Source organism: Micromonospora sp. SD12, assembly GCF_052068495.1.
GTDB lineage: Bacteria > Actinomycetota > Actinomycetes > Mycobacteriales > Micromonosporaceae > Micromonospora > Micromonospora echinofusca.
In genome coordinates this window covers 65272-87081 of the sequence record NZ_JBQHDF010000017.1, presented here as the reverse complement: position 1 = coordinate 87081, position 21810 = coordinate 65272, and the positions used below count along the sequence as shown (strand labels likewise).

Annotated in this window: 24 protein-coding genes; 15 read left to right on the top strand and 9 right to left on the bottom strand. The window is 72.8% G+C overall.

Annotated elements, in window-relative coordinates; genetic code table 11:
• Positions 1–34: 34 nt before the first annotated feature.
• Positions 35–226 (bottom strand): DUF5703 family protein, encoded by a 192-nt coding sequence (locus tag ACTMS2_RS24365; protein WP_013734349.1) that lies wholly within the window; start codon positions 224–226, stop codon positions 35–37.
• Between the two features lie 167 nt (positions 227–393).
• Here ACTMS2_RS24365 and ACTMS2_RS24360 point away from each other — a divergent pair, with 167 nt between their 5' ends.
• The 3 genes from ACTMS2_RS24360 (at position 394) to ACTMS2_RS24350 (ending at position 1341) form a co-directional block, all read left to right on the top strand.
• Positions 394–873 carry a DUF2975 domain-containing protein gene (locus tag ACTMS2_RS24360; protein ID WP_101409563.1) on the top strand — a complete coding sequence of 160 codons (480 nt, stop codon included), beginning with the start codon at positions 394–396 and terminating at the stop codon, positions 871–873.
• Positions 873–1079, top strand: coding sequence for a helix-turn-helix domain-containing protein (locus tag ACTMS2_RS24355; protein ID WP_091094605.1), 207 nt, complete (start codon positions 873–875; stop codon positions 1077–1079). Before ACTMS2_RS24360 ends, ACTMS2_RS24355 begins: the two co-directional genes overlap by 1 nt.
• 97 nt (positions 1080–1176) lie before the next feature.
• A complete protein-coding gene (locus tag ACTMS2_RS24350; protein WP_441177466.1) occupies positions 1177–1341 on the top strand; it encodes a hypothetical protein in 165 nt (54 codons plus the stop codon).
• Positions 1342–1354: 13 nt separating this feature from the next.
• Here the strand turns inward: ACTMS2_RS24350 and ACTMS2_RS24345 are convergent, their stop codons facing one another.
• Together ACTMS2_RS24345 and ACTMS2_RS24340 are read right to left on the bottom strand one after the other, a co-directional pair.
• Positions 1355–2233 carry an SseB family protein gene (locus tag ACTMS2_RS24345; RefSeq protein ID WP_441177465.1) on the bottom strand — a complete coding sequence of 293 codons (879 nt, stop codon included), beginning with the start codon at positions 2231–2233 and terminating at the stop codon, positions 1355–1357.
• The gene (locus ACTMS2_RS24340; protein WP_441177464.1) at positions 2230–2649 is read right to left on the bottom strand and encodes a YbaB/EbfC family nucleoid-associated protein; all 420 of its coding nucleotides are present in this window, start codon (positions 2647–2649) and stop codon (positions 2230–2232) included. The genes ACTMS2_RS24345 and ACTMS2_RS24340 overlap by 4 nt, the downstream gene beginning before the upstream one ends.
• Before the next feature lie 93 nt (positions 2650–2742).
• Between ACTMS2_RS24340 and ACTMS2_RS24335 the strand changes: the two genes are divergently transcribed.
• From ACTMS2_RS24335 to ACTMS2_RS24325, 3 genes are read left to right on the top strand one after another with little or no spacing between them, the layout of a single operon-like run.
• A complete protein-coding gene (locus ACTMS2_RS24335; RefSeq protein WP_441177463.1) occupies positions 2743–3072 on the top strand; it encodes a hypothetical protein in 330 nt (109 codons plus the stop codon).
• On the top strand, positions 3069–4130 hold the full coding sequence (locus ACTMS2_RS24330; RefSeq protein WP_441177462.1) for a WXG100 family type VII secretion target: 1062 nt from the start codon (positions 3069–3071) through the stop codon (positions 4128–4130). Before ACTMS2_RS24335 ends, ACTMS2_RS24330 begins: the two co-directional genes overlap by 4 nt.
• 22 nt (positions 4131–4152) lie before the next feature.
• The gene (locus ACTMS2_RS24325; RefSeq protein WP_441177461.1) at positions 4153–5049 is read left to right on the top strand and encodes a hypothetical protein; all 897 of its coding nucleotides are present in this window, start codon (positions 4153–4155) and stop codon (positions 5047–5049) included.
• A 27-nt stretch (positions 5050–5076) separates the two neighbouring features.
• On the opposite strand, the gene ACTMS2_RS24320 is transcribed toward ACTMS2_RS24325, so the two are convergent.
• On the bottom strand, positions 5077–6048 hold the full coding sequence (locus ACTMS2_RS24320; RefSeq protein ID WP_101409569.1) for an aldo/keto reductase: 972 nt from the start codon (positions 6046–6048) through the stop codon (positions 5077–5079).
• 176 nt (positions 6049–6224) lie between these two features.
• Between ACTMS2_RS24320 and ACTMS2_RS24315 the strand changes: the two genes are divergently transcribed.
• On the top strand, positions 6225–7277 hold the full coding sequence (locus ACTMS2_RS24315; protein WP_441177506.1) for an LLM class F420-dependent oxidoreductase: 1053 nt from the start codon (positions 6225–6227) through the stop codon (positions 7275–7277).
• Positions 7274–8110 (top strand): undecaprenyl-diphosphate phosphatase, encoded by an 837-nt coding sequence (locus tag ACTMS2_RS24310; protein WP_089000618.1) that lies wholly within the window; start codon positions 7274–7276, stop codon positions 8108–8110. Before ACTMS2_RS24315 ends, ACTMS2_RS24310 begins: the two co-directional genes overlap by 4 nt.
• Positions 8111–8471: 361 nt before the next feature.
• Here ACTMS2_RS24310 and ACTMS2_RS24305 read toward each other — a convergent pair whose 3' ends face one another.
• Positions 8472–9068 carry a hypothetical protein gene (locus ACTMS2_RS24305; RefSeq protein ID WP_441177460.1) on the bottom strand — a complete coding sequence of 199 codons (597 nt, stop codon included), beginning with the start codon at positions 9066–9068 and terminating at the stop codon, positions 8472–8474.
• 541 nt (positions 9069–9609) lie between these two features.
• Here ACTMS2_RS24305 and ACTMS2_RS24300 point away from each other — a divergent pair.
• The 5 genes from ACTMS2_RS24300 to mshC all read left to right on the top strand — a co-directional run bounded on the left by ACTMS2_RS24300 (position 9610) and on the right by mshC (position 13676).
• Entirely contained in the window at positions 9610–9783 is a 174-nt protein-coding gene (locus ACTMS2_RS24300) for a hypothetical protein (RefSeq protein ID WP_441177459.1), read from the top strand.
• A gap of 167 nt (positions 9784–9950) precedes the next feature.
• The gene (locus ACTMS2_RS24295) at positions 9951–10664 is read left to right on the top strand and encodes a histidine phosphatase family protein (protein ID WP_441177458.1); all 714 of its coding nucleotides are present in this window, start codon (positions 9951–9953) and stop codon (positions 10662–10664) included.
• Positions 10665–10950: 286 nt separating this feature from the next.
• Positions 10951–11535 (top strand): DUF3090 domain-containing protein, encoded by a 585-nt coding sequence (locus tag ACTMS2_RS24290; RefSeq protein ID WP_441177457.1) that lies wholly within the window; start codon positions 10951–10953, stop codon positions 11533–11535.
• Positions 11532–12350, top strand: coding sequence for an SCO1664 family protein (locus tag ACTMS2_RS24285; RefSeq protein WP_441177456.1), 819 nt, complete (start codon positions 11532–11534; stop codon positions 12348–12350). Before ACTMS2_RS24290 ends, ACTMS2_RS24285 begins: the two co-directional genes overlap by 4 nt.
• An 87-nt stretch (positions 12351–12437) precedes the next feature.
• Entirely contained in the window at positions 12438–13676 is a 1239-nt protein-coding gene (mshC, locus tag ACTMS2_RS24280; protein ID WP_441177455.1) for a cysteine--1-D-myo-inosityl 2-amino-2-deoxy-alpha-D-glucopyranoside ligase, read from the top strand.
• A 36-nt stretch (positions 13677–13712) separates the two neighbouring features.
• Here mshC and ACTMS2_RS24275 read toward each other — a convergent pair whose 3' ends face one another.
• Together ACTMS2_RS24275 and ACTMS2_RS24270 are read right to left on the bottom strand one after the other, a co-directional pair.
• Entirely contained in the window at positions 13713–14504 is a 792-nt protein-coding gene (locus ACTMS2_RS24275) for a GntR family transcriptional regulator (RefSeq protein ID WP_441177454.1), read from the bottom strand.
• A gap of 145 nt (positions 14505–14649) precedes the next feature.
• Positions 14650–15519, bottom strand: a complete 870-nt coding sequence (locus tag ACTMS2_RS24270; protein WP_101409578.1) for a PAC2 family protein — start codon at positions 15517–15519, stop codon at positions 14650–14652.
• Positions 15520–15780: 261 nt separating this feature from the next.
• Between ACTMS2_RS24270 and metH the strand changes: the two genes are divergently transcribed.
• The gene (metH, locus tag ACTMS2_RS24265) at positions 15781–19296 is read left to right on the top strand and encodes a methionine synthase (RefSeq protein WP_441177453.1); all 3516 of its coding nucleotides are present in this window, start codon (positions 15781–15783) and stop codon (positions 19294–19296) included.
• Between the two features lie 104 nt (positions 19297–19400).
• Here metH and ACTMS2_RS24260 read toward each other — a convergent pair whose 3' ends face one another.
• Positions 19401–20168 carry a helix-turn-helix domain-containing protein gene (locus ACTMS2_RS24260; protein WP_441177452.1) on the bottom strand — a complete coding sequence of 256 codons (768 nt, stop codon included), beginning with the start codon at positions 20166–20168 and terminating at the stop codon, positions 19401–19403.
• Between the two features lie 80 nt (positions 20169–20248).
• On the opposite strand from ACTMS2_RS24260, the gene ACTMS2_RS24255 reads away from it, so the two are divergent.
• Positions 20249–20638, top strand: coding sequence for a nuclear transport factor 2 family protein (locus ACTMS2_RS24255; RefSeq protein WP_441177451.1), 390 nt, complete (start codon positions 20249–20251; stop codon positions 20636–20638).
• A gap of 140 nt (positions 20639–20778) precedes the next feature.
• Here the strand turns inward: ACTMS2_RS24255 and ACTMS2_RS24250 are convergent, their stop codons facing one another.
• The gene (locus ACTMS2_RS24250) at positions 20779–21513 is read right to left on the bottom strand and encodes a dienelactone hydrolase family protein (protein WP_441177505.1); all 735 of its coding nucleotides are present in this window, start codon (positions 21511–21513) and stop codon (positions 20779–20781) included.
• Positions 21514–21810: the final 297 nt, after the last annotated feature.

Sequence of the window (21810 nt, the reverse complement as noted above, 5' to 3'; positions counted from 1 at the left end):
GATCGGTCGGCCCCGGGCCTTGCGTGTGTCGGGCTCAGTACGACAGCCCCGGCTGCGGCTGGTTGACCCGGCGGCGGCGCAGCACCACCTGTCGCGTGCCGTCGCGGTACAGCCGCACCCGCGCCAGCTCCCACCCGGAGAACTCCGCCTGGATCGCCAACTGCGCCGCGGCGGTCAACCGGTCGACGTTCGGCGGTAGCCGCAGCGGCGCGTACTCGTAGTCCATGAGCCCTATGCTGCCCAGCCCGGCGGCCGTTTGCCACCCCTCGCCGGTGACCCGCGCCGCCGTCGCCGGGCGCGGTGCGCGCCGACGGCCCGACCGGTCGCGTCCCGGCGCGGCGGGCGTACGGCGAACCGATTGACTTTCGATAGCTTGCAAGCGATAGTCGATGCATGTTGAACGAGCATCGAGCGGTAGCGCCGCTCCGAGTCTTCCTCGTGGTGCTGTTCGGGATCCTGGTCATGCTCCAGACTTTCTCGCTGCCCGGTCAGTTCGCACACATGGCGCAGGAGTCCCCGGATCTCGCCTACCTCAGGTGGCCGATGACCGCCGTCGCGGTGTTCTGGGTGCTGTGCGTGCAGGTGGTGGTCGTCTGCACCTGGAAGCTGCTCACCCTGGTCAAGCACGACCGCATCTTCAGCGACGCCGCGCTGGCGTGGGTGGACGCGATCGTGTGGGCGATCGTCGCCGCCTGGGTCGTGCTGCTGGGCGTCTTCCTCTACGTCGGCTTCAACGCCACGGACCCGGGGCTGCCGCTGCTGCTGTTCCTGCTGCTGGTGGGCGTCGCCGTGCTGGGTCTGCTGATGGTGGTGATGCGCGCGCTGCTGCGGCAGGCCACGACGCTGCGGACCGACATGGAGGCGGTGATCTGATGCCCATCGTCGTACGCATCGACGTCGAGCTGGCCAAACGCAAGATGAGCGTCGGCGAGTTCGCCGAGCGCGTCGGGCTCACGCCCGCGAACGTGGCGGTGCTCAAGAACGGCCGGGCCAAGGCCGTCCGGTTCAGCACCCTGGAGGCCATGTGCCGGGTGCTCGACTGCCAGCCCGGCGACCTCCTCGAATGGGTCGAGGAGTGAACCCGCACGGCGCGCCGCGCCCCACGCCCCGGACCAGCGACCACGAACCGCCCGCCGGCAGCTCCGCGAGCGGCCCGGCCGCCACCAGGGAGACGCCATGAAGTACCTGAAGTACCTGCTCGTCCTCGTCGCCGTCGCGCTCGGCGTCGCCGGCGTCGTGCTCGGGGAGGCCGACGACTCGCCGGGCCTCCAACTCCTGGGCGTCGTGCTCGTCGTAGGCGCGATCGCGTTCGGCGTACGGGCCGTGCGGCGCGGCAGGTAGCGTGCGGCGGCGGTCAGCCGGTGGGCGGGTTCGCCGCCAGCAGGGCGGCCAGCGACGCCGCGCCGAGGGCGAGGGCACGCGGGGTACCCGCGTCCACCACCAGCCCCCACGCCGGGTCGGGCCAGTCCGCGAGCAGGTCCGCGCAGGGCACGGCGACGAACGGCACGCCCTCCCCGGCGAACGCGGTCAGCGCGTCGGGGGAGGTGAAGACGGGCAGCAGCGGCGCGCCGGTCGGGTCGGTGACGATCGTCCACGGCACGTCGCGGTCCGGCCCCGGCTCCGGCTCCGCCGCCAGCGGTACGCAGACCGCCGAGGCGGCGAGGATGCCGAGGTAGCCGGGCAGGTCACGCCGCGCGCCGGCGTCGCTGAGCAGGTCGAGCACGGACGCCCCACCTGCGGCCGGCCCACCTGCGGCCGGCTCACCGGCGGCCGGCCCACCTGCGGCCGGCTCACCGGCGGGTGGCTGCCCAGCGGTCCGCTCCTTGTCGGCGGGCGGTTCCCCGGCGGCCCGGACGCGGGGCACCGGCGGGACGGTCGGCTCCGGCCGCACCCGGGGGCCGGTGGGCGGGAGGATCTGGCAGGACAGCGCGCCGGGCTCCGTGGTGAGCACCGTGGCGGCGGTCCGCGCCGCGAACCCGCTCCACCAGCGCAGTCCCTCGGCGGTGCGCGGCGTCTCGTACCACCAGCCGCCGGCCCCGCGCGGCGCCTGCCAGCCGAGCTCGGCCAGGCGTGGCTCGTCGTAGGGCGGGCAGACCCCGCGCACGGTGTTCCGGCGCACCATCAGGTGCAGCCGGCGGGGGCCGGCGGCGAGTTCCAGGTCGGTGTCGCGGTCGCAGCCCGACAGCGTGTCGTGGAGCCGGGCGACGATGTCGGGCCAGCCCGGCGACGTCATGCCGGCGGCCCCGCGAGGCGTCCGTCGAGGCGCCCGAGGCGTCCCATCGCCTCCTCCAGGCGACCCAGCGAGGCAAAGTCGCCGGGCGTGCCGAAGATGCCGTTCAGCCCCGCGCCGAGCGTCGCGTCGAGACCCTCGGTGCGCTCGTTGAGCTGCTCCGTCGCCGCCGCCCGGGCCTGCCGGTACGCCTGCAGGACCATGGCGGCGAGATCCTCCGTGCCCACCCGCAGCGCGGTCGGGGCGAAGCTCAGGTCGGTGAGCTCGCCGGTGGCGCCGACGGTCGCGGAGACCAGGCCGCTGTCGTCCGTGGCGGTGCCGCTCAGCTCGTCCAGGTCGTCGGTGAGCCCGGCGAAGCGCCGCTCGATGTCGGCGAGCCGTCCGGCGAGGGCGTCGAACGCGGACAGCGGGTCAGACATGGGAACCTCCCGTACGCGGTGCCGCCCGGGGTGGCGGCGGGCGGCGGCATGATCGTATCGTCGTCCCGCCGGTGCGAGTGGGGGAGGAACGGCGTGCCTGACATCGACGTGGACGTGCAGGCGGTACGTCGGCTGGAGGCGGCGGCGAAGCGGGTGGCCACCTCGCTGAGCGCGCTGGAGGGTCGGCTCACCTCCGCCGGGGACATCCCGGACGGAGCCTTCGGGCACCTGCCGTTCGTCAGCGACCTGCTCCGCGAGAAGTACGCCGAGCAGGTCACCGGCGGTATGGAGCTGTTCCGCTCCGGCCACGACGCGTTCGAGCGGGTCGGCGGCGCGCTGGGCGCGACCGCCGAGTCCTACGAGCGCAACGAGCAGGACATCGACGCCTCGTTCCGCGCCATCGGCGCCGGGATGCCCCGGTGAGTGGGCCCGCGGGCACCGCCGTCGAGCTCTGGAACGGCATCGACAACGCCCTGTCCGGAGTGGACAAGGTGGTCGACAGCGTCTGCCGCACCCTCGCCTGGCCGCTGATCCAGCTCGTCGACCTCGTCGACGGCGAGCCGGCCGCGCTGCGCGCCAAGGCCACCGAGTGGGACGCGCTGGCCACGCAGGTGCGGGAGCTGGCGATGGGCCACCGCGGCGTACGCGTGGCCGAACAGGCCGGCTGGCGCTCGCCGTCCGGCGAGGCGTACGGGCGGCGGATGGCCGACGTCGAGCAGCAGTTGCTGGACGTCGCCGAGCAGTTCGCCGCCACGGCCGAATACCTGCGCGGGGTCGCCGACGCGTTGCAGACCGTGCACGACGTCCTGGTCGACATCTGCGTCGAGTTCGTGAACTTCCTGCTGGTGACGCTGGTCACCGCGCTGCTGATGGCACCGTTCACCGCCGGCGCGTCCTGGGCGGCCGGCGTGGCGCTGGGCGTCACCCGGGGCATGATCGCGCTGGCCCGGATGCTGAAGATCATCCGACCGTTGGCGACGCACCTGCAGAAGGTCATCCGGCTGCTGCAACGGGTACTGCTCCACCTGCGCAAGCTGCGCAACCACCTGGACAAGCTGGTCGACAAGCAGAAGGCGCTGCGCGCCGGCCAGAAGTACGCCGACAGGCGCCGCGCCGCCGGCGACGCCGACAAGTGGTTCCACAAGTTCATGGATCCGGCGAAGGGCAACTGGAAGCTCGGCAAGTCCGGCACGCCGTTCGACATGAGCACGTTCGAGCGCCTCGGCGCGCTGCGGGCGCACGGCATGGCCGACGGGGCGCGGATGATCGGCCGGGACTGGGCCACCAACCTGCCGTGGAACATCCCGAACTCCGTCGTGCACGGTGCCACCTGGGGCACCGTGGCGATGGTCTCCGGGCTGTCCGTGCCCGGCATGGACCAGGTCGGCGACAAGGTCGACGCGGCGGTGCGGGGCGGCGCCGAGTGGATCGACCAGAATGTCTTCGGGCAGCCGCCGGCGGAGCAACCGGCCGGCAGGTGACGGCCGACCGAGGGGGTACGAGGTGTCCGAGGGGCGCAGCCGGCTGGGCCGGCTGACCGACGCGGTGCTCGGCGGCGCGCGTGCCGCCCGGGAGAAGGCCCGGGAGCTGCGCGACGAGTTCCGCACCAGCGACGAGCCCGAGCGTGCCCTCGTCGCGCCCCTGCTGCCCGGCGAGGAGATCCGCTACGTCGGCCTGGCGCCGGTGCGGGCCCCGGAGAACCACCGGGCCGGCAGCCAGCTCGCCGACCGGGTCAACGCGGAGCTGGCCGAGGCGCTCGACCCCCGCGCGCTGTTCGGGCTGCTCAACATCGTCAACCCCGTCGCCTGGGTGGACGCCGTGATGACACCCGTACGCATCGCCGCCGGCGTCCTGCTGCTGCCCGGCAAGGCCGCCGTGCTCGCCGCGGGCACCCCGGAGGCGGCCGAGCCCGAACCCGCGCCGGGCGCCGCGCCCCGGGAGCCGCTGCCGCTCACCGACGAGCAGGAGGCGTTCCGGGCGCTGTTCCGGCTCAGCCGCTACCGACCGCTGGCCGACCAGCTCGCCGAGATCGCCTACCGGCGGCGGTACGTCTTCAGCGGCGACCTGGCGACGCTCGCCGGCAGCCTGCTGCTGTTCCTCGAGCGCTACACCGGCACCCCGCTGGCGGTCACCGACACCCACCTGCACCTGCTGCGGATGGGCCGCCGCCCCGACCCCGACCGCGAGGACCGCCGGCGCCCCCAGGTGCTGTGGAGCGTGCCGCGGCAGCGCGTCGCCCGCATCGAATCCGAGCACGGGGCCCGCCTGATGCAGTTCCCGTCCACCATCGTCTTCGACGACGGGTCCTGGATCCGGATCGTCAACCCCGCCACCCGCGACGACCAGGCCCGCTTCCTGGCCGCCGTACGCGAGCTGCCCGGCGGGCGCCCGGCGGCCTGACGCGCGCTCGCCCCGCGCGACGCGGGGTCAGCCGTCGCGCTCGGGGTAGCCCACCGGCACCGCCGACACGTCGTCCAGCGCGGTGACGATCTCGTCCGGCAGGGTCACCCGCTCCACCTGGAGCGCGCCGAGCAGTTGCCCGACCGTCCGCGCGCCGAGGATCGGGGCCACCACCCCGGGCCGGTCGCGGATCCACGCCAGCGCCACCTCCGTCGGGGAGACACCCAGCCCGCCGGCGGCGATGGCGACCGCCTCCACGATGCTGGAGCAGCGGGGCTCCAGGTAGGTGGCGACGAACCGCTCGAAGTGCGGCGAGGCCGCCCGCGAGTCGGCGGGCCGGCCGTGGCGGTACTTGCCGGTGAGCACCCCCCGGCCCAGCGGCGACCAGGGCAGCACCCCCAGCCCGAGGGCCTCGCACGCGGGCAGCACCTCCCGCTCCACGCCCCGCTCCAACAGCGAGTACTCCACCTGCGCGGCCACCACCGGGGCGCGCCCCGGCCAGGCGGTCTGCCAGGCCGCCGCCCGCGCGGTCTGCCAGCCGGCGAAGTTCGACACCCCGACGTAGCGGACCCGGCCGCTGGCCACCGCGTGGTCGAGCGCCGCGAGCGTCTCCTCCAGCGGCGTGTCCGGGTCGTAGCCGTGCAGCTGGAACAGGTCGACGTGGTCCGTGCCGAGCCGGCGCAGCGAGGCGTCCAGCGTACGCAGCAGGTGGCCCCGGGAACCGTCGCGGCGTCGGCCGCTGCCCGGACGCAGCCCCGCCTTCGTGGCGATCAGCAGCTCGTCGCGGGGCACCAGGGAACCCAGCAGCGACCCGATGACGGCCTCGGCGTCGCCGTCGCCGTAGACGTCGGCGGTGTCGATGAGGTTGCCGCCCGCGTCGAGGAAACTCTTCAGCTGGGCGGCCGCGTCGTCGGCGTCGGTGTCCCGGCCCCAGGTCATGGTGCCGAGCGCGAGCCGCGAAACCGCCAGCCCGCTTCGGCCGAGCGGTCGCTGTTGCATGGGTGAACCTTATTTCGAACCAGGGCCCGCCGATATCCTCGCCGCCGTCAAGTGTGTCGGGCGCGTCGCCTTTCCGACCGTCCGGGCGACGCCCCGGTGGGGGCGACCGGTGATCGGGCCGTCTTCCGGCATTGCGTAACCTGATGCGACCTGTGGTGCGGATGGGGGAGGACCTAGTGCGACTCGGGCTCAGCCTCGGATACCAGACGGCGTGGAGCACACCGGCCGATCACCTTGCGTTCGCCCAGGAGGCGGACCGGCTCGGCTACGCGGTGGTGTGGGCGGCGGAGGCCTACGGCTCCGACTCGCCGAGCATGCTCGCCTGGATGGCCGGGCAGACGGAACGGATCGACCTGGGCAGCGCGGTGATGCAGATCCCCGCCCGTACGCCGGCGATGACCGCGATGACGGCGGCCACCATCGACGCGCTCTCCGGCGGCCGGTTCCGGCTGGGCCTGGGCGTGTCGGGCCCGCAGGTCTCCGAGGGCTGGCACGGCGTGCGGTTCGGCAAGCCGCTGGCGCGGACCCGCGAGTTCGTGGACATCGTGAAGCTGGCCGTGGCGCGCAAGTCGGTCGCGTACGACGGCGAGTTCTACACGCTGCCGCTGCCGGACGGGCCGGGCAAGGCGCTGAAGCTGGGCTTCCACCCGCCGCGCGAGCACATCCCGATCTACCTCGCGGCCGTGGGCCCGAAGAACCTGGAGCTGGCCGGCGAGATCGCCGACGGCTGGCTGGCCGTCTTCTACGCCCCCGAGTTCGCCGAGGAGCAGCTCGCCTCGGTGCGCGCCGGGCGGGCGAAGGCCGGCAAGGAGCTGGCCGGCTTCGACGTGGTCCCGTCGGTGCCCGTGGTGGTCGGCGACGACGTCGCCACCTGTGCGGAACTGGTCCGCTGGTACGCGGCCCTCTACGTCGGCGGCATGGGCAGCCGCCAGCAGAACTTCTACAACCAGCTCGCCACCCGGATGGGCTACGGCGACGCCGCCCGCGAGGTGCAGGACCTCTACCTGGCCAAGCGGCAGCGCGACGCCGCCGCCGCGGTGCCGATGGAGTTCATCGACCGCACCTCGCTGCTGGGCCCGAAGGAGCGCATCGCCGAGCGGATGCGGGAGTACGCGGCCGCCGGCGTCACCACCCTGTCGGTGAGCCTGTTCGCCGCCGACCGGGACAGCGGCCTGCACACCCTGCGTACCGTCGCCGAGGCGCTGGACCTCTCGGGAGTCGGGGAGTGACCTGGATCGAGGCCATCGTCCTGGGCATCGTCCAGGGACTGACCGAGTTCCTCCCGGTCAGCTCGTCCGGTCACCTGCGGATCACCTCCGCGATCTTCTTCGACCAGGACGCCGGGGCGTCGTTCACCGCGGTCACCCAGCTGGGCACCGAGGCGGCGGTGCTGATCTACTTCGCCAAGGACATCTGGCGCATCACCCGGACGTGGCTGGTCGGCATCCGGGACAAGTCGGTGCGCTCCAGCCTCGACTACCGGATGGGCTGGTACGTCATCGTCGGCTCGATCCCGATCGGGCTGTTCGGTTTCCTGTTCAAGGACCAGATCCGCACCGCCGGGCGCAACCTGTGGCTGGTGGCCACCACCCTGATCGTGTTCGCGTTCGTGCTCGCGTTCGCGGAGTACTGGGGCCGGCAGAGCCGCACCCTGGAGAACTTCCGGATGCGCGACGGCGTGGTGATGGGTTTCGCCCAGGCGATGGCGCTGATCCCCGGGGTGTCCCGCTCCGGCGGCACGCTCACCGCGGGGCTGCTGCTCAACCTCACCCGGGAGGCGGCGGCGCGCTACTCGTTCCTGCTGGCCATCCCGGCGGTGGTGATGTCCGGGATCTTCAGCGTCGGTGACGTCTTCGAGCCGGCGGCCCCCGGCACGTCGGTGCCGAGCCTCGCCCAGATGATCGTCGCCACGATCATCGCCTTCGGCGTGGGGTACGCGGCCATCGCCTGGCTGCTGCGCTACGTCGCGCACCACACCCTGTACGTCTTCGTGCTGTACCGGGTAGCGCTGGGCACCCTGGTGCTCGCCCTGCTGATGACGGGCACCATCAGCGCCACCTGATCCGCCACCCACCTCCACACCGGCCCTCGTTCCGCAGCAGCGGACGGGGGCCGGTCCGTGTCCGACCCACCGCCGGCCGTCACTGCCTGCCTGGCGCCTTGGCGTCTGGCGCCGCACTCTCTCGCCGGATTGCGTCCGTCGTGCTCGCCGTCCTTACGTCGAGATCTTGGACGGTTGTCGTTTGGTGTGAGCGGCAACTGTCCAAGATCTGGTGGTGGAGATGCCAGCGGCCGGCGCCCCTGTCGGGGCGTCGGCCGTGGGGTGGTGGTTGTGTCGTGGTGGATGTGCCGCAGGCCGGCACCGATTGATCGGTGCCGGCCAGCGGTCCCCCTTGTGGTGGTGGAAAGTCTCTGGGGTCAGGTCAGCTGTTCCAGTGCTCGGTGACGAGGTCGGCGGCCTGCTGCTCCCACTGGGCGTAGTGGTCGGGGTAGGCCGACACCTGCACGGTCTGCGCGGCCTTGGTCAGGGGCATGTCCTGCCACCCGTCGACCTGCTTGAGGCCCTTCAGGAACGCCGTGGTCGAGTACTCGGGGTCGGTGATCTGCTCGACCGTGCCCCAACCGGAGGACGGGCGCTGCTGGAACAGGCCCTGCGAGTCGTGGTCGTTGCGGTCACCCAGGTGACCCAGGTTCTCCAGCTTCGACTCCTGCAGGGCCGTCGCGATGGAGACGACGGCGGCGCGCTCGTCCATGCCGGCCTTCTTCGTCGCCGCGATGATCGCCTTGACGTTGTCGACCTGCTCGTCGGACAGGTCGATGCGCGACTGGGCGCCCTGCACACCGTGCGGGACCAGCTTGCCCTTGTCCACGGCCGGCTTGTCAGCCTGCATGGCCACAGCCGCCACGGGCGTGGTGTCGACAGTCGTCGGGGTGCTGTCGGTCATCGGGCCGGCGGCCACACCACCGGCGAACGCGAGACCAGCAATACCGAGAACGCTGTTACGAATGAACGTGTTCATGGGGGACGCTCCATTCGGGGGTTGGCACCGCACACCGAAGGGGGATCGGCTCTGTGTGCGGGTGCAAGCACCGTCCGGCGCTCGATGAACAACGGGGAACCTCCGGCGGCCTGCCGGAGGAAAGATCAGAGTCGGCCGCGTGGGGCGGAGGGGATGCCCTGCACGTGGGCCGGGACCATGTGTAACGACCGGCCGGCCGCCATCATTCCGGGGCCCGGGCTGGCCACCTGCCCGGGAGGCGGGGCGTGCCTTGCTCGGTCGTACGCATGGTGTAACGACCCGGGGCCGGCCACGATTCCGCCCCCACGATGCTCCCGGTCACACCGCGAACCGGACATGCGTATCGTTGTCGACTCGTTTCGGCTGGGTCTGGTGGGGTTGCGGTGGGCGCTCCGGATTGGTGTCGGTCGGGGTGGAGGGGCGGCGAAGCCGCGTGTCAGGGGATGAACCCGACATGTGGGTGTCGGTGATGTCCGTTGGTGGCTTCCGGGCATGGTCAATGGTCAGCCGAGCCTGTCGGGCCGGCCCCGGTTGCGAGATCTTGGCGAGGATCGGCCCCTGGAGGGGCACTCTCGTTCCAAGATCTGCCGACGCCGACGCCGACGCCGACGCCGACGCCGACGCCGACGCCGACGCCGACGCCGACGCCGACGCCGACGCGGTGTGGGCGCGGGGCCGGCAGACGCGGGGGCGGTGCGGGATAAGCGCGGGATAAGTGCGGGCCGCGGGTGTTATGCCCGGTGTGGGACTGCCATCGTCGATGGGGCGGTCAGCGCCGTCGAGGTGGGTCGGGCCCGGGGCCGTAGCGCAGATGGGGGAGCGCGGGCCATACCGCGCACCGGGGAGGCACCCGTGGCCGGACACAGGTCATAGGGTGGTCCCGTGGCGACCCTTCTGCTTCTGCGACACGGCCGGACGACCGCGAACGCCGACGGCGGGCTGGCCGGCCGTCAGCCCGTGGAACTGGATGAGACGGGCCGGGCCCAGGCGAGCGCGGCCGGCGAGCGGCTGCGGGCGGTGCCGCTCGCGGCGGTGGTGACCAGCCCGCTGATCCGGTGCCGGCAAACCCTGGAGCTGGCGTTGCCCGGGGCCGCCCCGGTGGTGGAGGAGGGGCTGATCGAGTGCGGCTACGGCGCCTGGGAGGGGCAGCCGCTGAAGAAGCTGGCGAAGGAGCCACTCTGGCCGGTGGTCCAGCAGCATCCGAGCGCCGCGGTCTTCCCCGAGGGGGAGGCGATGGCCGCGATGGCCGCGCGGGCGGTCACCGCGGTGCGTACGTGGGACGCCCGGATCACGGCGGAGCACGGCCCCGAGGCGGTCTGGCTGGCGTGCAGCCACGGCGACGTGATCAAGGCGATCGTCGCCGACGCGCTCGGCGTACACCTGGATCTGTTCCAGCGGATCGTGGCCGATCCGGCCTCGGTGACGGCGATCCGCTACACGCCGCTGCGGCCGTTCCTGCTGCGGCTCAACGACACCGGCGGCGACCTCGCCGGGTTGGTGCCGCCGCCGCGAAAGCGCCGCCGACGGGCGACGCGGGCGGCCGGGGCGGCCGACTCCGACGCGCCGGTCGGCGGCGGCGCGGGGGCGGGCCGGTGACGGGCCGGCGGCGACCCGACCCGCGGCCTCGCCGCAGGGCGCCGCGTCCGGCGGGGCGGTGCCTGGGCGTGGCGGCCGTCCCGCCCGCGACGCTCGCCCCGGCCGACGAGGAGTCCGCGCGCCGGTGCGGGCCGGGAGTCCCGTCCGCGACGCTGGGGCGCGGGACCGGCGTCTGGCCGGCCGCCACGCCCGGGTGCGGCGCGCGGTGCGCCGGGCGCGGCGGGCGCGCGGCGATTCACGTCGGTGGGGTGCGCGGCGCTGTGGCGCGCCGGATAGGGTCGTGGGTATGACCCACCAGGTGCACGCCTTCGAGCCGCCGGAGCGGTTCGTCGCCGGGACGGTCGGGCCGCCGGGGGAGCGCACGTTCTTCCTCCAGGCGCGCGGCGGTGGCCGGCTGGTCAGCGTCGCGCTGGAGAAGGTCCAGGTGTCGTTGCTCGCCGAGAAGCTCGAGGAGCTGCTCTCCGAGGCGCAGCGCCGCTTCGGCGTGGAGCTGCCCGAGCCGGTGGCCGTCGTCGGCGACAACGACCCGCTGGACACGCCCGTCGACGAGGAGTTCCGGGTCGGCACGCTCGGGCTGGCGTTCGACGTCGACACCGCGACCGTGGTGATCGAGGCCATCGCCGTGGGCGAGGCGGAGGCCGAGGTCGACCTCGGCGAGCCCGACGACGACGAGGACGTCGACGACGAGGACGAGGAACCGGACGAGGACCTCGACCGGCTCCGGGTGCGGCTGACCCCCGAGGCCACCCGCCAGTTCATCGAGCGGGCCCGGCGGGTGGTCAACGCCGGCCGGCCGCCCTGTCCGCTGTGCGGCCAGCCCCTCGACCCCGCCGGTCACCTCTGCCCGCGCCATAACGGTTACCACCGGTGACGTCGTCGGACCTGCAACCCCGACAGGACGGTGAGGCCGCGCTCCGGTTGCTCCGCGACGGCCACCTCGACCTGGAGGGGCGGCTCGTCGACGCCTCCAACACGACCCTGCGCGGCATCCTGACCCTCGACGGGGTGACGGCCCGCTGCGTCTACAAGCCGGTGCGCGGTGAGCGCCCGCTGTGGGACTTCCCGGACGGCACGCTGGCCGGCCGGGAGGTCTCGGCGTACGTGGTCTCCCGGGCCACCGGCTGGGACCTGGTCCCGCCGACGGTGCTGCGCGACGGCCCGTTCGGGCCCGGCTCCTGCCAGCTCTGGATCGACGAGCCGGAGGAGGCCGAGCCCCTGGTCGGGTTCGTGCCGGCCGACGCGCTGCCGCCCCGCTGGTTCCCGGTCGCCGCGGCGCGCGACGACGACGGCACGCCGTACGCGCTGGCCCACGCCGACGATCCGAGGCTGGCCCGGCTCGCGGTGCTCGACGCCGTGATCAACAACGCGGACCGCAAGGGCGGGCACGTGCTGGTCGGCGCGGACGACCGGATCTACGGCGTCGACCACGGGGTGAGCTTCCACGTGGAGGAGAAACTGCGCACGGTGCTCTGGGGCTGGGCCGGCCGGCAACTGCCGGCGGACGCCGTGGAGATGCTCGACGCGCTCGCGGGCCAGCTGCCCGGGGCGCTCGGCGCCGAGCTGGCCGAACACCTGACGGTCCGGGAGGTCGCCGAGGTGGCGGCCCGGGTCGACCGGCTGCGGCACACCGGCCTGTTCCCGCAGCCGTCGCAGGACTGGCCGGCGGTGCCCTGGCCCCCCATGTGAGTGCCGGCCGACCGTCGCGCGGCGCTGTCATGTTGATCACTGTGGGCCGGTCCTGCCGCGCGGCGCCGGCTCGTTAGGCTGACGGTCATGGACTCTTGGGCGGGACACGAGGTGCCGCGGCTGCCGGGCAGGGGCCAGCCGCTGTCGTTGTTCGACTCGGCGCGGCAGGGCGCCCACGCCAGCGACCCGAGCGGCACCGCGACCATGTACGTCTGCGGCATCACCCCGTACGACGCCACGCACCTGGGCCACGCCGCCACCATGATCGCGTTCGACCTGGTGCAGCGGGTGTGGCGGGACGCCGGCCTGGACGTGCACTACGTGCAGAACGTCACCGACATCGACGACCCGCTGCTGGAGCGCGCCGAGCGCGACGGCGAGGACTGGAAGGTCCTGGCGATGCGGGAGACCGCGCTGTTCCGGGAGGACATGGAGGCGCTGCGGATGATCCCGCCGGCGCACTACGTCGGCGCGGTCGAGTCGATCCCCGACATCGCCGACAAGGTGCTCCTGCTGCTCAAGGACGGTGCCGCGTACCGCCTCGACGACGGCACCGGCGACGTCTACTTCGACGTCTCCGCCTCGCCCCGCTTCGGCTACGAGTCCAACCTGACCCGCGAGCAGATGGTGGAGATCTTCCCCGAGCGCGGCGGCGACCCGGACCGCGCCGGCAAGCGCGACCCGCTCGACCCGCTGCTGTGGCGCGGCGCCCGCGAGGGCGAGCCGTCCTGGCCGGGCGGCGAGCTGGGCGCCGGGCGTCCCGGCTGGCACATCGAGTGCGCGGTCATCGCGCTCAACCTGCTCGGTGACCGGATCGACGTGCAGGGCGGCGGCAACGACCTGATCTTCCCCCACCACGAGTGCTCCGCCGCGCACGCCGAGCGGCTCACCGGCGTCGCGCCGTTCGCCGACCACTACGTGCACGCCGGCATGATCGGCCTGGACGGCGAGAAGATGTCGAAGTCCCGGGGCAACCTGGTCTTCGTCTCCCGGCTGCGCGCCGACCAGGTCGACCCGATGGCGGTCCGGCTGGCCCTGCTCTCGGGGCACTACCGCGCCGACCGCGCCTGGACCGACGAGCTGCTGGCGACCGCGCAGGAGCGGCTGGACCGCTGGCGGCGGGCCGCCGCCGCGCCCGCCGGCCCCTCGGGCGGGGAGTTCCTGGCCGGCGTACGCGCCCGCCTCGCCGACGACCTCGACTCGCCGGGCGCCCTGGCGCTGGCCGACGCGTGGGCCGACGCGACCCTCGCCGGCAACGCCGACGACCCAGCCGCCCCCGCCCTCTTCGCCACCACCCTGGACGCCCTCCTCGGGCTCCACCTCTGATCCACCCCCTCCGCGTCGACGGGGCGGGGGTGGGGGTCAGCCCAGGACCAGGCCGGGGTCCGGGGTGGGGTCGGGGGCCGGGGCGGGGATCTTGTACTCCTCGGTCAGCGTGGTGACCGGGCCGGGCCAGGTGGCCTGGGCCACCTCGATGGGCTTGCGCTGGCCGTCGTAGGCGACGTGCAGCAGGTGCAGAACGGGGGTGTCGGGGCGGATCTGGAGGATCTCGGCCTCCTCCCGGCTGGGCTGGCGGGCGCTGATGGTGTCGGTGGCGGAGACGTACCGTCGGCCGGTGGCCTCCTCGGCCTCCTGGTAGAGCGGGCGACCGAAGGCCTCGGCGCGCTCCAGTGAGGTTCCGGCGGTGTCGGCGGGCAGGAACCACGAGGCGCCCACCTCGACGGGGGAGTCCTCGGTGCGTACGAGGTGGCGCCGGCAGAGCAGGTCGGTGCCGTCGGCCACGCCGAACGCGTCGGCCACCTCTGGCGGGGCGGGGGCCCGGCCGACGGAGACGAGCTGCTGCCGGTACCGCGCGGCCAGGTCGGTGTGGTAGCCGCGGAAGCCGCCGTAGCGGCCCCGGGAGAGCCGGTTGAGCCGCCGCCGGGTGCCCCGGACGTACGTCCCGGAGCCGGGCTTGGTGATCAGGATGCCCTCAACCCGCAGTTGGTCGACGGCGCGCTGCACGGTCTGCTTCGCCACGCCGAACATCTCGGCGACGGCCGGGATGGACGGCAGCCGCTCGCCCGGACCCCAGTCGCCGCGGCGGATCTGGGCCTTGAGCTGCGCGGCGATCTGCCGGTGCGGGAACTCGGCCGCCCCCGGATTGATCTGCATGCCCGCCTCCTCGATGACAGCTAGGTTCCTAGGATGCCGTAGAGGTGGTGACGGCGCCACCCCGGACACGCGAAACCCACGCGGCGGGAAGACACTCGGGCCCCGGACGCGTCGCGTCCGGGGCCCGACGGGCAGGCGGTGGGTGCTACCAGGAACCGGCGGTGGGGCCGGCCGAGCCGCCGCGGCGGCGCAGGTACTTCTCGAACTCCTGGGCGATCTCGTCACCGGTCAGCGGGGTGATGCCCGCGTCGCCGACGCGTTCCTCCAGCTCGCGCACGTACTCGCCGAGCTCGGCGTCCTGCTCGGCGGCGCTGCGCACCCGCTGCTCCCACTCGGCGGCCTCCTCGGCCAGGTCGGCCATGGGCACCGGCAGGTCGAGCACCTCCTCGACGCGGTGCAGCAGGGCGAGGGTGGCCTTGGGGCAGGGCGGGTTGTTGGCGTAGTGCGGCACGTGCACCCAGAACGAGACGGCGTCGACCTCGGCCTTGTTGCAGGCGTCGTGCAGCACGCCGACGATCCCGGTCGGCCCGTCGTAGCGGGTGGGGGTGAGCTGGTAGCGCTGGGCGGCCTCCGCGTCGGAGGCGCTGCCGCTGATCGGCAGCGGCCGGGTGTACGGCACGTCGGCCAGCAGCGCGCCGAGCACGACCACCCGCTCGACCTCCAGGCTGTGGCAGATCTCCAGCACCTGCTCGCAGAAGGTGCGCCAGCGCATGCTCGGCTCGATGCCCCGGATCAGCACGACGTCCCGCTCCGTGCCCTCGGGGCTGGCCACCATGAAGCGCGTCGTGGGCCACTCGACCCGGCGGGTCTCGCCCTCGGCCATGGTGATGGTGGGCCGGCTGACCTGGAAGTCGTAGAAGTCCTCCGGGTCCAGTTCGGTGACCTGCCGGGCCTGCCACACCTGTTCCAGGTGCTCGACCGCGGCGGTGGACGCGTCGGCGGCGTCGTTCCAGCCCTCGAACGCGGCGATCGCCACGGGGGACCGCAGCACCGGCAGTCCGTCGAACTCGGTCACGCCGTCACCTCACCCTGCTCGTCGGGGCCGGCGCCGGGACCGGACCCGGTCGTCCGCCCGCCGGGCGTGGTGCTGTCGCTGTAGTCCTTCACGTCCGCCAGCCTACGTGTCGGGGCGGGATGCGGCCCGTCGGCCGCGCCGGTCGTGCCCGGGGGTGGCCGGCCATACCACGATGAACCGGACAGCGTGATCCCGCTGACACAATGTGGGAAGGCGCGTACGGGGGGATCGGTCGCGTCGCGTCGGCACTAACCTGATCCCGTGCGGACCTCATTGCTCGACGTACTGGCAGACCGGATTCTCGTCGCCGACGGCGCCATGGGCACGATGCTGCAGGCGGCCGACCTCACCCTGGACGACTTCGAGGGCTACGAGGGCTGCAACGAGGTGCTCAACGTGACCCGGCCGGACGTCGTACGCGGGGTGCACGAGGCGTACCTGGCGGCGGGCGCCGACTGTGTCGAGACCAACACGTTCGGGGCCAACCTGGCCAACCTGGGTGAGTACGACATCCAGCACCGCATCCGGGAGCTCTCCGAGGCCGGGGCCCGCCTCGCCCGGGAGGCCGCCGACGCGTACGCCACGCCGGAGCGGCCCCGCTTCGTGCTGGGCTCGATCGGCCCGGGCACCAAGCTGCCCACCCTCGGGCACGCCGACTACGCGACCCTGCGCGACGCCTACCAGGAGAACGCCGAGGGCCTGATCGAGGGCGGATCGGACGCGTTGATCGTCGAGACGTGCCAGGACCTGCTCCAGGTCAAGGCCGCGGTGGTCGGCTCGAAGCGGGCCATGGCAAGGCTCGGCCGACCGGTCCCGATCATCTGCCACGTCGCCGTGGAGACCACCGGCACCATGCTGGTCGGCAGCGAGATCGGGGCGGCGCTGGCGGCCATCGAGCCGCTCGGGGTCGACCTGATCGGGCTGAACTGCTCGACCGGGCCGGCCGAGATGGGCGAGCACCTGCGCTACCTCTCCCGGCACTCCCGGATCCCGCTGTCGGTGATGCCGAACGCGGGCCTGCCGGTGCTGACCGCGGACGGGGCGTACTTCCCGCTGACCCCCGTCGAGCTTGCCGACGCCCTGGAGCGGTTCGTCACCGAGTACGGCGTCTCGCTCGTCGGCGGCTGCTGCGGCACCACCCCCGAGCACGTGCGGGTCCTGTCCGAGCGCCTGCACGGCACGCGCCCCGCGGCGCGCGAGCCGCGGCACGAGGCGGGCGTGTCGTCGGTGTACCACCCGGTGCCGTTCGCCCAGGACGCCTCCCTGCTGATGGTGGGGGAGCGGACCAACGCCAACGGCTCCAAGGCGTTCCGCGAGGCCATGCTCGCCGGCGACTGGCGGGCCTGCGTCGAGATCGCCCGCAGCCAGGCCCGCGACGGCTCGCACCTGCTGGACCTCTGCGTCGACTACGTCGGCCGCGACGGTACGCGGGACATGCGCGAGCTCGCCGGCCGGTTCGCCACCGCCTCGACCCTGCCGATCATGCTGGACTCGACCGAGCCGGCGGTCGTCGAGGCGGGGCTGGAGATGCTCGGCGGCCGGTGCGTGGTCAACTCGGTCAACTTCGAGGACGGCGACGGGCCGGAGTCCCGCTACGCCCGGGTGATGCCCATCGTCAAGGAGCACGGGGCGGCCGTGGTGGCGCTGCTCATCGACGAGGAGGGGCAGGCGCGCACCGCCGACTGGAAGGTGCGGGTCGCGGGCCGGCTGATCGACGACCTCACCGGGCGGTGGGGGATGGACCGCGAGGACATCCTGATCGACGCGCTGACGTTCCCGATCGCCACCGGCCAGGAGGAGACCCGGCGCGACGGCATCGAGACGATCGAGGCGATCCGGGAGATCGCCCGCCGCTGGCCGGGGGTCAACTTCACCCTCGGCATCTCCAACGTCTCCTTCGGGCTCAACCCGGCTGCCCGGCAGGTGCTCAACTCGGTGTTCCTGCACGAGTGCCGCGAGGCGGGTCTGACCAGCGCCATCGTGCACGCCAGCAAGATCCTGCCGTTCAACAAGATCCCCGACGAGCAGCGGGAGGTGGCGCTGGACCTGGTCTACGACCGGCGCCGCGAGGGCTACGACCCGGTGCAGAGGTTCATCGAGATCTTCGAGGGCGTGGACGCCGCGTCGGCGCGGGCGGGGCGGGCGGAGGAGTTGGCCGCCCTGCCGCTGGAGGAGCGGCTGAAGCGGCGGATCATCGACGGCGAACGCAACGGCCTCGAGGTCGACCTGGACACGGCGATGGCGCAGGGGCGCAGCCCGCTGTCCATCATCAACGACATCCTGCTCGACGGCATGAAGGTCGTCGGCGAGCTGTTCGGCTCGGGGCAGATGCAGTTGCCGTTCGTGCTCCAGTCCGCCGAGGTGATGAAGACCGCGGTGGCGTACCTGGAGCCGCACATGGAGACCGCCGAGGACGGCGGCAAGGGCCGCATCGTGCTGGCCACGGTGCGCGGCGACGTGCACGACATCGGCAAGAACCTGGTCGACATCATCCTGTCCAACAACGGCTACGAGGTCGTCAACATCGGCATCAAGCAGCCGATCAGCGCGATCCTGGAGGCCGCCGAGCAGCACCGGGCCGACGCGATCGGCATGTCGGGGCTGCTCGTCAAGAGCACCGTGATCATGAAGGAGAACCTCGCCGAGATGGCGTCGCGCGGGGTCGCGGAACGCTGGCCGGTCCTGCTGGGCGGGGCGGCGCTGACCCGGGCGTACGTCGAGGACGACCTGCGGGCGATGTTCCCCGGCCAGGTGCACTACGCCCGCGACGCCTTCGAGGGACTGTCACTGATGGACCGGGTGATGACGGCCAAGCGCGGCGGCGCGCCGGTCATCGACGCGGAGCGGGAGGCGGCCCTGGCGGCCCGCCGGGCGCGCCGTGAGCGGCAGCGGGCGATCGTCAGCGAGTCGTTGCCGGAGCTGGACGACGCGTCGGTGCGCTCCGACGTGGCCACCGACGTGGAGGTGCCCGCCCCGCCGTTCCTGGGCACGCGGGTGGTCAAGGGCGTGCCGCTGGCCGACTACGCGGCGCTGCTCGACGAGCGGGCCACGTTCCTCGGGCAGTGGGGCCTGCGGGGCGCCCGTAGCGGGCAGGGGCCGTCCTATGAGGAGCTGGTGGAGACCGAGGGCCGGCCCCGGCTGCGCTACTGGCTGGACCGGCTGATCGCCGACCAGGTGCTGGAGGCGGCCGTGGTGTACGGCTACTTCCCGGCGTACGCCGAGGGCAACGACCTGGTGGTGCTGGACGAGAACGGGCACTCCGAGCGGGCGCGGTTCTCCTTCCCCCGGCAGCGGCAGGAGCGGCGGCTCTGCCTGGCCGACTTCTTCCGCCCGCGCGGCGACGAGCTGGACGTGGTGGCGTTGCAGCTGGTCACGGTGGGGCATCCGATCAGCGAGTACACGGCGAAGATGTTCGCCCGCAACGAGTACCGCGACTACCTGGAGGTGCACGGGCTGTCCGTGCAGCTCACCGAAGCGCTCGCGGAGTACTGGCACCGGCGGATCCGCGCCGAGCTGACCCTGCCCGGCGGTCGTACGGTGGCCGACGACGATCCGGCGGACCTGGCGGGTCTGCTGCGCACGGACTACCGGGGCTGCCGGTACGCGTTCGGCTACCCGGCCTGCCCGGACCTGGAGGACCGGGCGAAGATCGTGGAGCTGCTGGGCGCGGAGCGGATCGGCGTGCAGTTGTCGGAGGAGTTCCAGCTGATGCCGGAGCAGGCGACCGACGCGATCGTGGTGCACCACCCGGAGGCCAGCTACTTCAACGCCAAGTGACGCCGTACCCGTCCCGGGCTGCGCGAACGCGGTCCGGGGCGGTGTCGGGGCGCCCGGGTCCGCAGGTCGGGCCCGGAGGCGGTGTCGATCGCCCGGCGGGCGCGCTACTTCGTGAAGTACGCCGCACTCTCCGCGTCTGCCGGGTAGTAGGACTCGATCGCGATCTCGTCGACCGTGATGTCCGTCGGTGTGCCGAACGTGGTGATGGTCGAGAACAGCCGTAGCTCCCGTCCGCCGACGCGGAGGATCATGGGGATCACGACGCCCGTGTCGATCCCACGGCTCGACTCTTCGCCGGGCTCGGGCGCCAACAGCTCTTCGTAGAGTGCGGCGAGTTCGGGGTCGGGAGCAGCGGCGAGCTGGCGGGAGATGCGGCTGCGGAACACCGCGCGCACGTCGGCGAGGTTGACGACGATGCGGGCGAACCCGCGCGGGTGCAGTCCCAGCCGCACCAGGTTGACTGGCGGCCGCAGCAGGTCGGGATCCGCCTGCGCGAAGAACGGGTCGACAGCGCGATTGGTCATCACGATGTTCCACCGGCGATCGAAGACCACCGCCGGGTACGGCTCGTGTGCGCGCAGGACCCGGCGGACGGCGTCGCGGACGGCCGCCAAGGCGCCGTCGTCGAGCGGACGCTCGGCGTACCGGGGTGCGAAGCCGCCGGCGAGCAGGAGCCGGTTGCGATCCCGCAGCGGCACGTGGAGTTGATCCGCGAGTCTGAGGATCATGTCGGCGCTCGGCTTGGACCTGCCCGTCTCGACCAGGCTGACATGACGGGCCGAGACGTCCGCCGCGATCGCGAGATCCAGTTGGCTGAGTCCCCGCCGGTGCCGCCACTGCCGCAGGAGCTCCCCGACCGTGTGCACGATCACGAAGCGTACCCGTCGTCGCGGCGGACGCCATGAAGTCCGACTTCATCGACAATCGAAGTGGTCGCGGAAACACTGCGTCTGTGACCATCGAGAACAAGAGCATCGTCCAACAGGCGCTGACCGGGCTCATCGAGACGGGCGACGTGGACGCGCTCGCACGGTTCCTGAGCGACGACTTCGTCCACCACAGACCGGGCTCGACCACATCGACCAGGAAGGAGTGGCTCGCCGCCGTCCGCGCCGCGCTGGCGCCCCTCGCCGGCATGCAGGTCGAGATCCATCAGATGCTGGCCGACGGTGATCATGTCGTGGTGTACTCGCGGCGCTGGCTTCCCGATGCGGGACCGGAGATCGCGGTCGTCGACATCTGGCGGATCGACGACGGGCTGATCGCCGAGGGATGGGAGATCATCGAGCCGACGGCGCAGGTGGCGGCCAATCTGGTGTGGTGGGAATCTGCTCAGCGCTGACCACGCGTGAGCGGCCACCCGCCGATGATCGGCTATCAGGACCTGCGTGAGCGCGCCGCCGCCGATGATCGGCCCTCAGAAGTTGGGGGGACGCGCCGACCGGGAACGGACCCCGATCGGCGCGTCGCGGACCGCGGGCGTTATCGGCCGAGGTGCCGGGCGAAGAACCGTAGCGCACTGTCCAGCTCGAACGCCGGGATCTCGCCGTGCCTGCCGGGGTTGGCGTGCAGGGTCTTCTCGGTCGAAGCCAAGGCGTCGAACAGTGCCAAGCCCTGGGCCCGCGGCACCCGCTCATCGTCCCACTGCAGCAGGAACTCCACCGGGACGGTGATCCGCGCGGCGGCCTGGGCGGATGCCAACGCACCGCCCAGGCCCAGCACCGCCGCGCGGACGCGGGGTTCGGCGGCGACGAACGGCACGCCGAGTCCGCAGCCCAATGACACACCCCAGTAGCCCACCGGGCCGGCACCGACGTAAACAAGATCCTGGACCGCGTCCAGGACCGCCCGCCACTCCGGGACGGTCTGGCGGGCCACGAGCGCCTGGAAACCAGCGATCAGCGGAGCCAGGTCCTCTCCGGCGTCCACGCGAGCCTGGTTCTCGGTCGCGATCCGGTCGTACTCCTCGTCCTTCGGCCGGTCGCCATGGCCGGGCACGTCCACCGCCGCCACCGCGAAGTCACACTCGGCCACGAAGCGGCGCGCGCGGGCCACGATGCCGGGGGCCTTCTTGTGCTGGCCGCCGCCGTGTCCCATCAGGATCAGGGGGCGGGTACCGGCGGCGCCTTCCGCCGTCCACAGCACGCCGGGAATGTCACCGAGGATGAACATCTGTTCGCGGACGCCGTCCGACGACGTCGCAGAGTTGAAGCGCATAGCGCTCACGCCTTTCGGGATGCCTTTGCGGGCGCTCCCTAGGCCATGCGAGGGAGGGAGCCCCGACCTGTCACAGCGTTGATCGGTCTCACCTCCTCGGTTCGCAGCAGCGCACAGCGACGCCGAAAATACCACGAAGGCACGCTCGCGTCCGCGTACGCAGGTCGCCGAGCGGAGGGTGTTTCTGGCACTCCACGTCGATCGACCGGTCAACCGTCAAGGAGCCCGGGGCATAGCGGAGTCACCAGGGCTCCGGGTCCCCAGCGGAGGGAGGAATCCTTCGCAACTCAGATCGGA

Coding starts and splice junctions, on each gene's coding strand:
- ACTMS2_RS24355 (WP_091094605.1), top strand. CDS start 873: ATGCCCATCGTCGTACGCATCGACGTCGAGCTGGCCAAACGCAAGATG.
- ACTMS2_RS24320 (WP_101409569.1), bottom strand. CDS start 6,048: ATGCAACAGCGACCGCTCGGCCGAAGCGGGCTGGCGGTTTCGCGGCTC.
- ACTMS2_RS24350 (WP_441177466.1), top strand. CDS start 1,177: ATGAAGTACCTGAAGTACCTGCTCGTCCTCGTCGCCGTCGCGCTCGGC.
- ACTMS2_RS24345 (WP_441177465.1), bottom strand. CDS start 2,233: ATGACGTCGCCGGGCTGGCCCGACATCGTCGCCCGGCTCCACGACACG.
- ACTMS2_RS24340 (WP_441177464.1), bottom strand. CDS start 2,649: ATGTCTGACCCGCTGTCCGCGTTCGACGCCCTCGCCGGACGGCTCGCC.
- ACTMS2_RS24275 (WP_441177454.1), bottom strand. CDS start 14,504: ATGCAGATCAATCCGGGGGCGGCCGAGTTCCCGCACCGGCAGATCGCC.
- ACTMS2_RS24250 (WP_441177505.1), bottom strand. CDS start 21,513: ATGCGCTTCAACTCTGCGACGTCGTCGGACGGCGTCCGCGAACAGATG.
- mshC (WP_441177455.1), top strand. CDS start 12,438: ATGGACTCTTGGGCGGGACACGAGGTGCCGCGGCTGCCGGGCAGGGGC.
- ACTMS2_RS24305 (WP_441177460.1), bottom strand. CDS start 9,068: ATGAACACGTTCATTCGTAACAGCGTTCTCGGTATTGCTGGTCTCGCG.
- ACTMS2_RS24290 (WP_441177457.1), top strand. CDS start 10,951: ATGACCCACCAGGTGCACGCCTTCGAGCCGCCGGAGCGGTTCGTCGCC.
- ACTMS2_RS24360 (WP_101409563.1), top strand. CDS start 394: ATGTTGAACGAGCATCGAGCGGTAGCGCCGCTCCGAGTCTTCCTCGTG.
- ACTMS2_RS24365 (WP_013734349.1), bottom strand. CDS start 226: ATGGACTACGAGTACGCGCCGCTGCGGCTACCGCCGAACGTCGACCGG.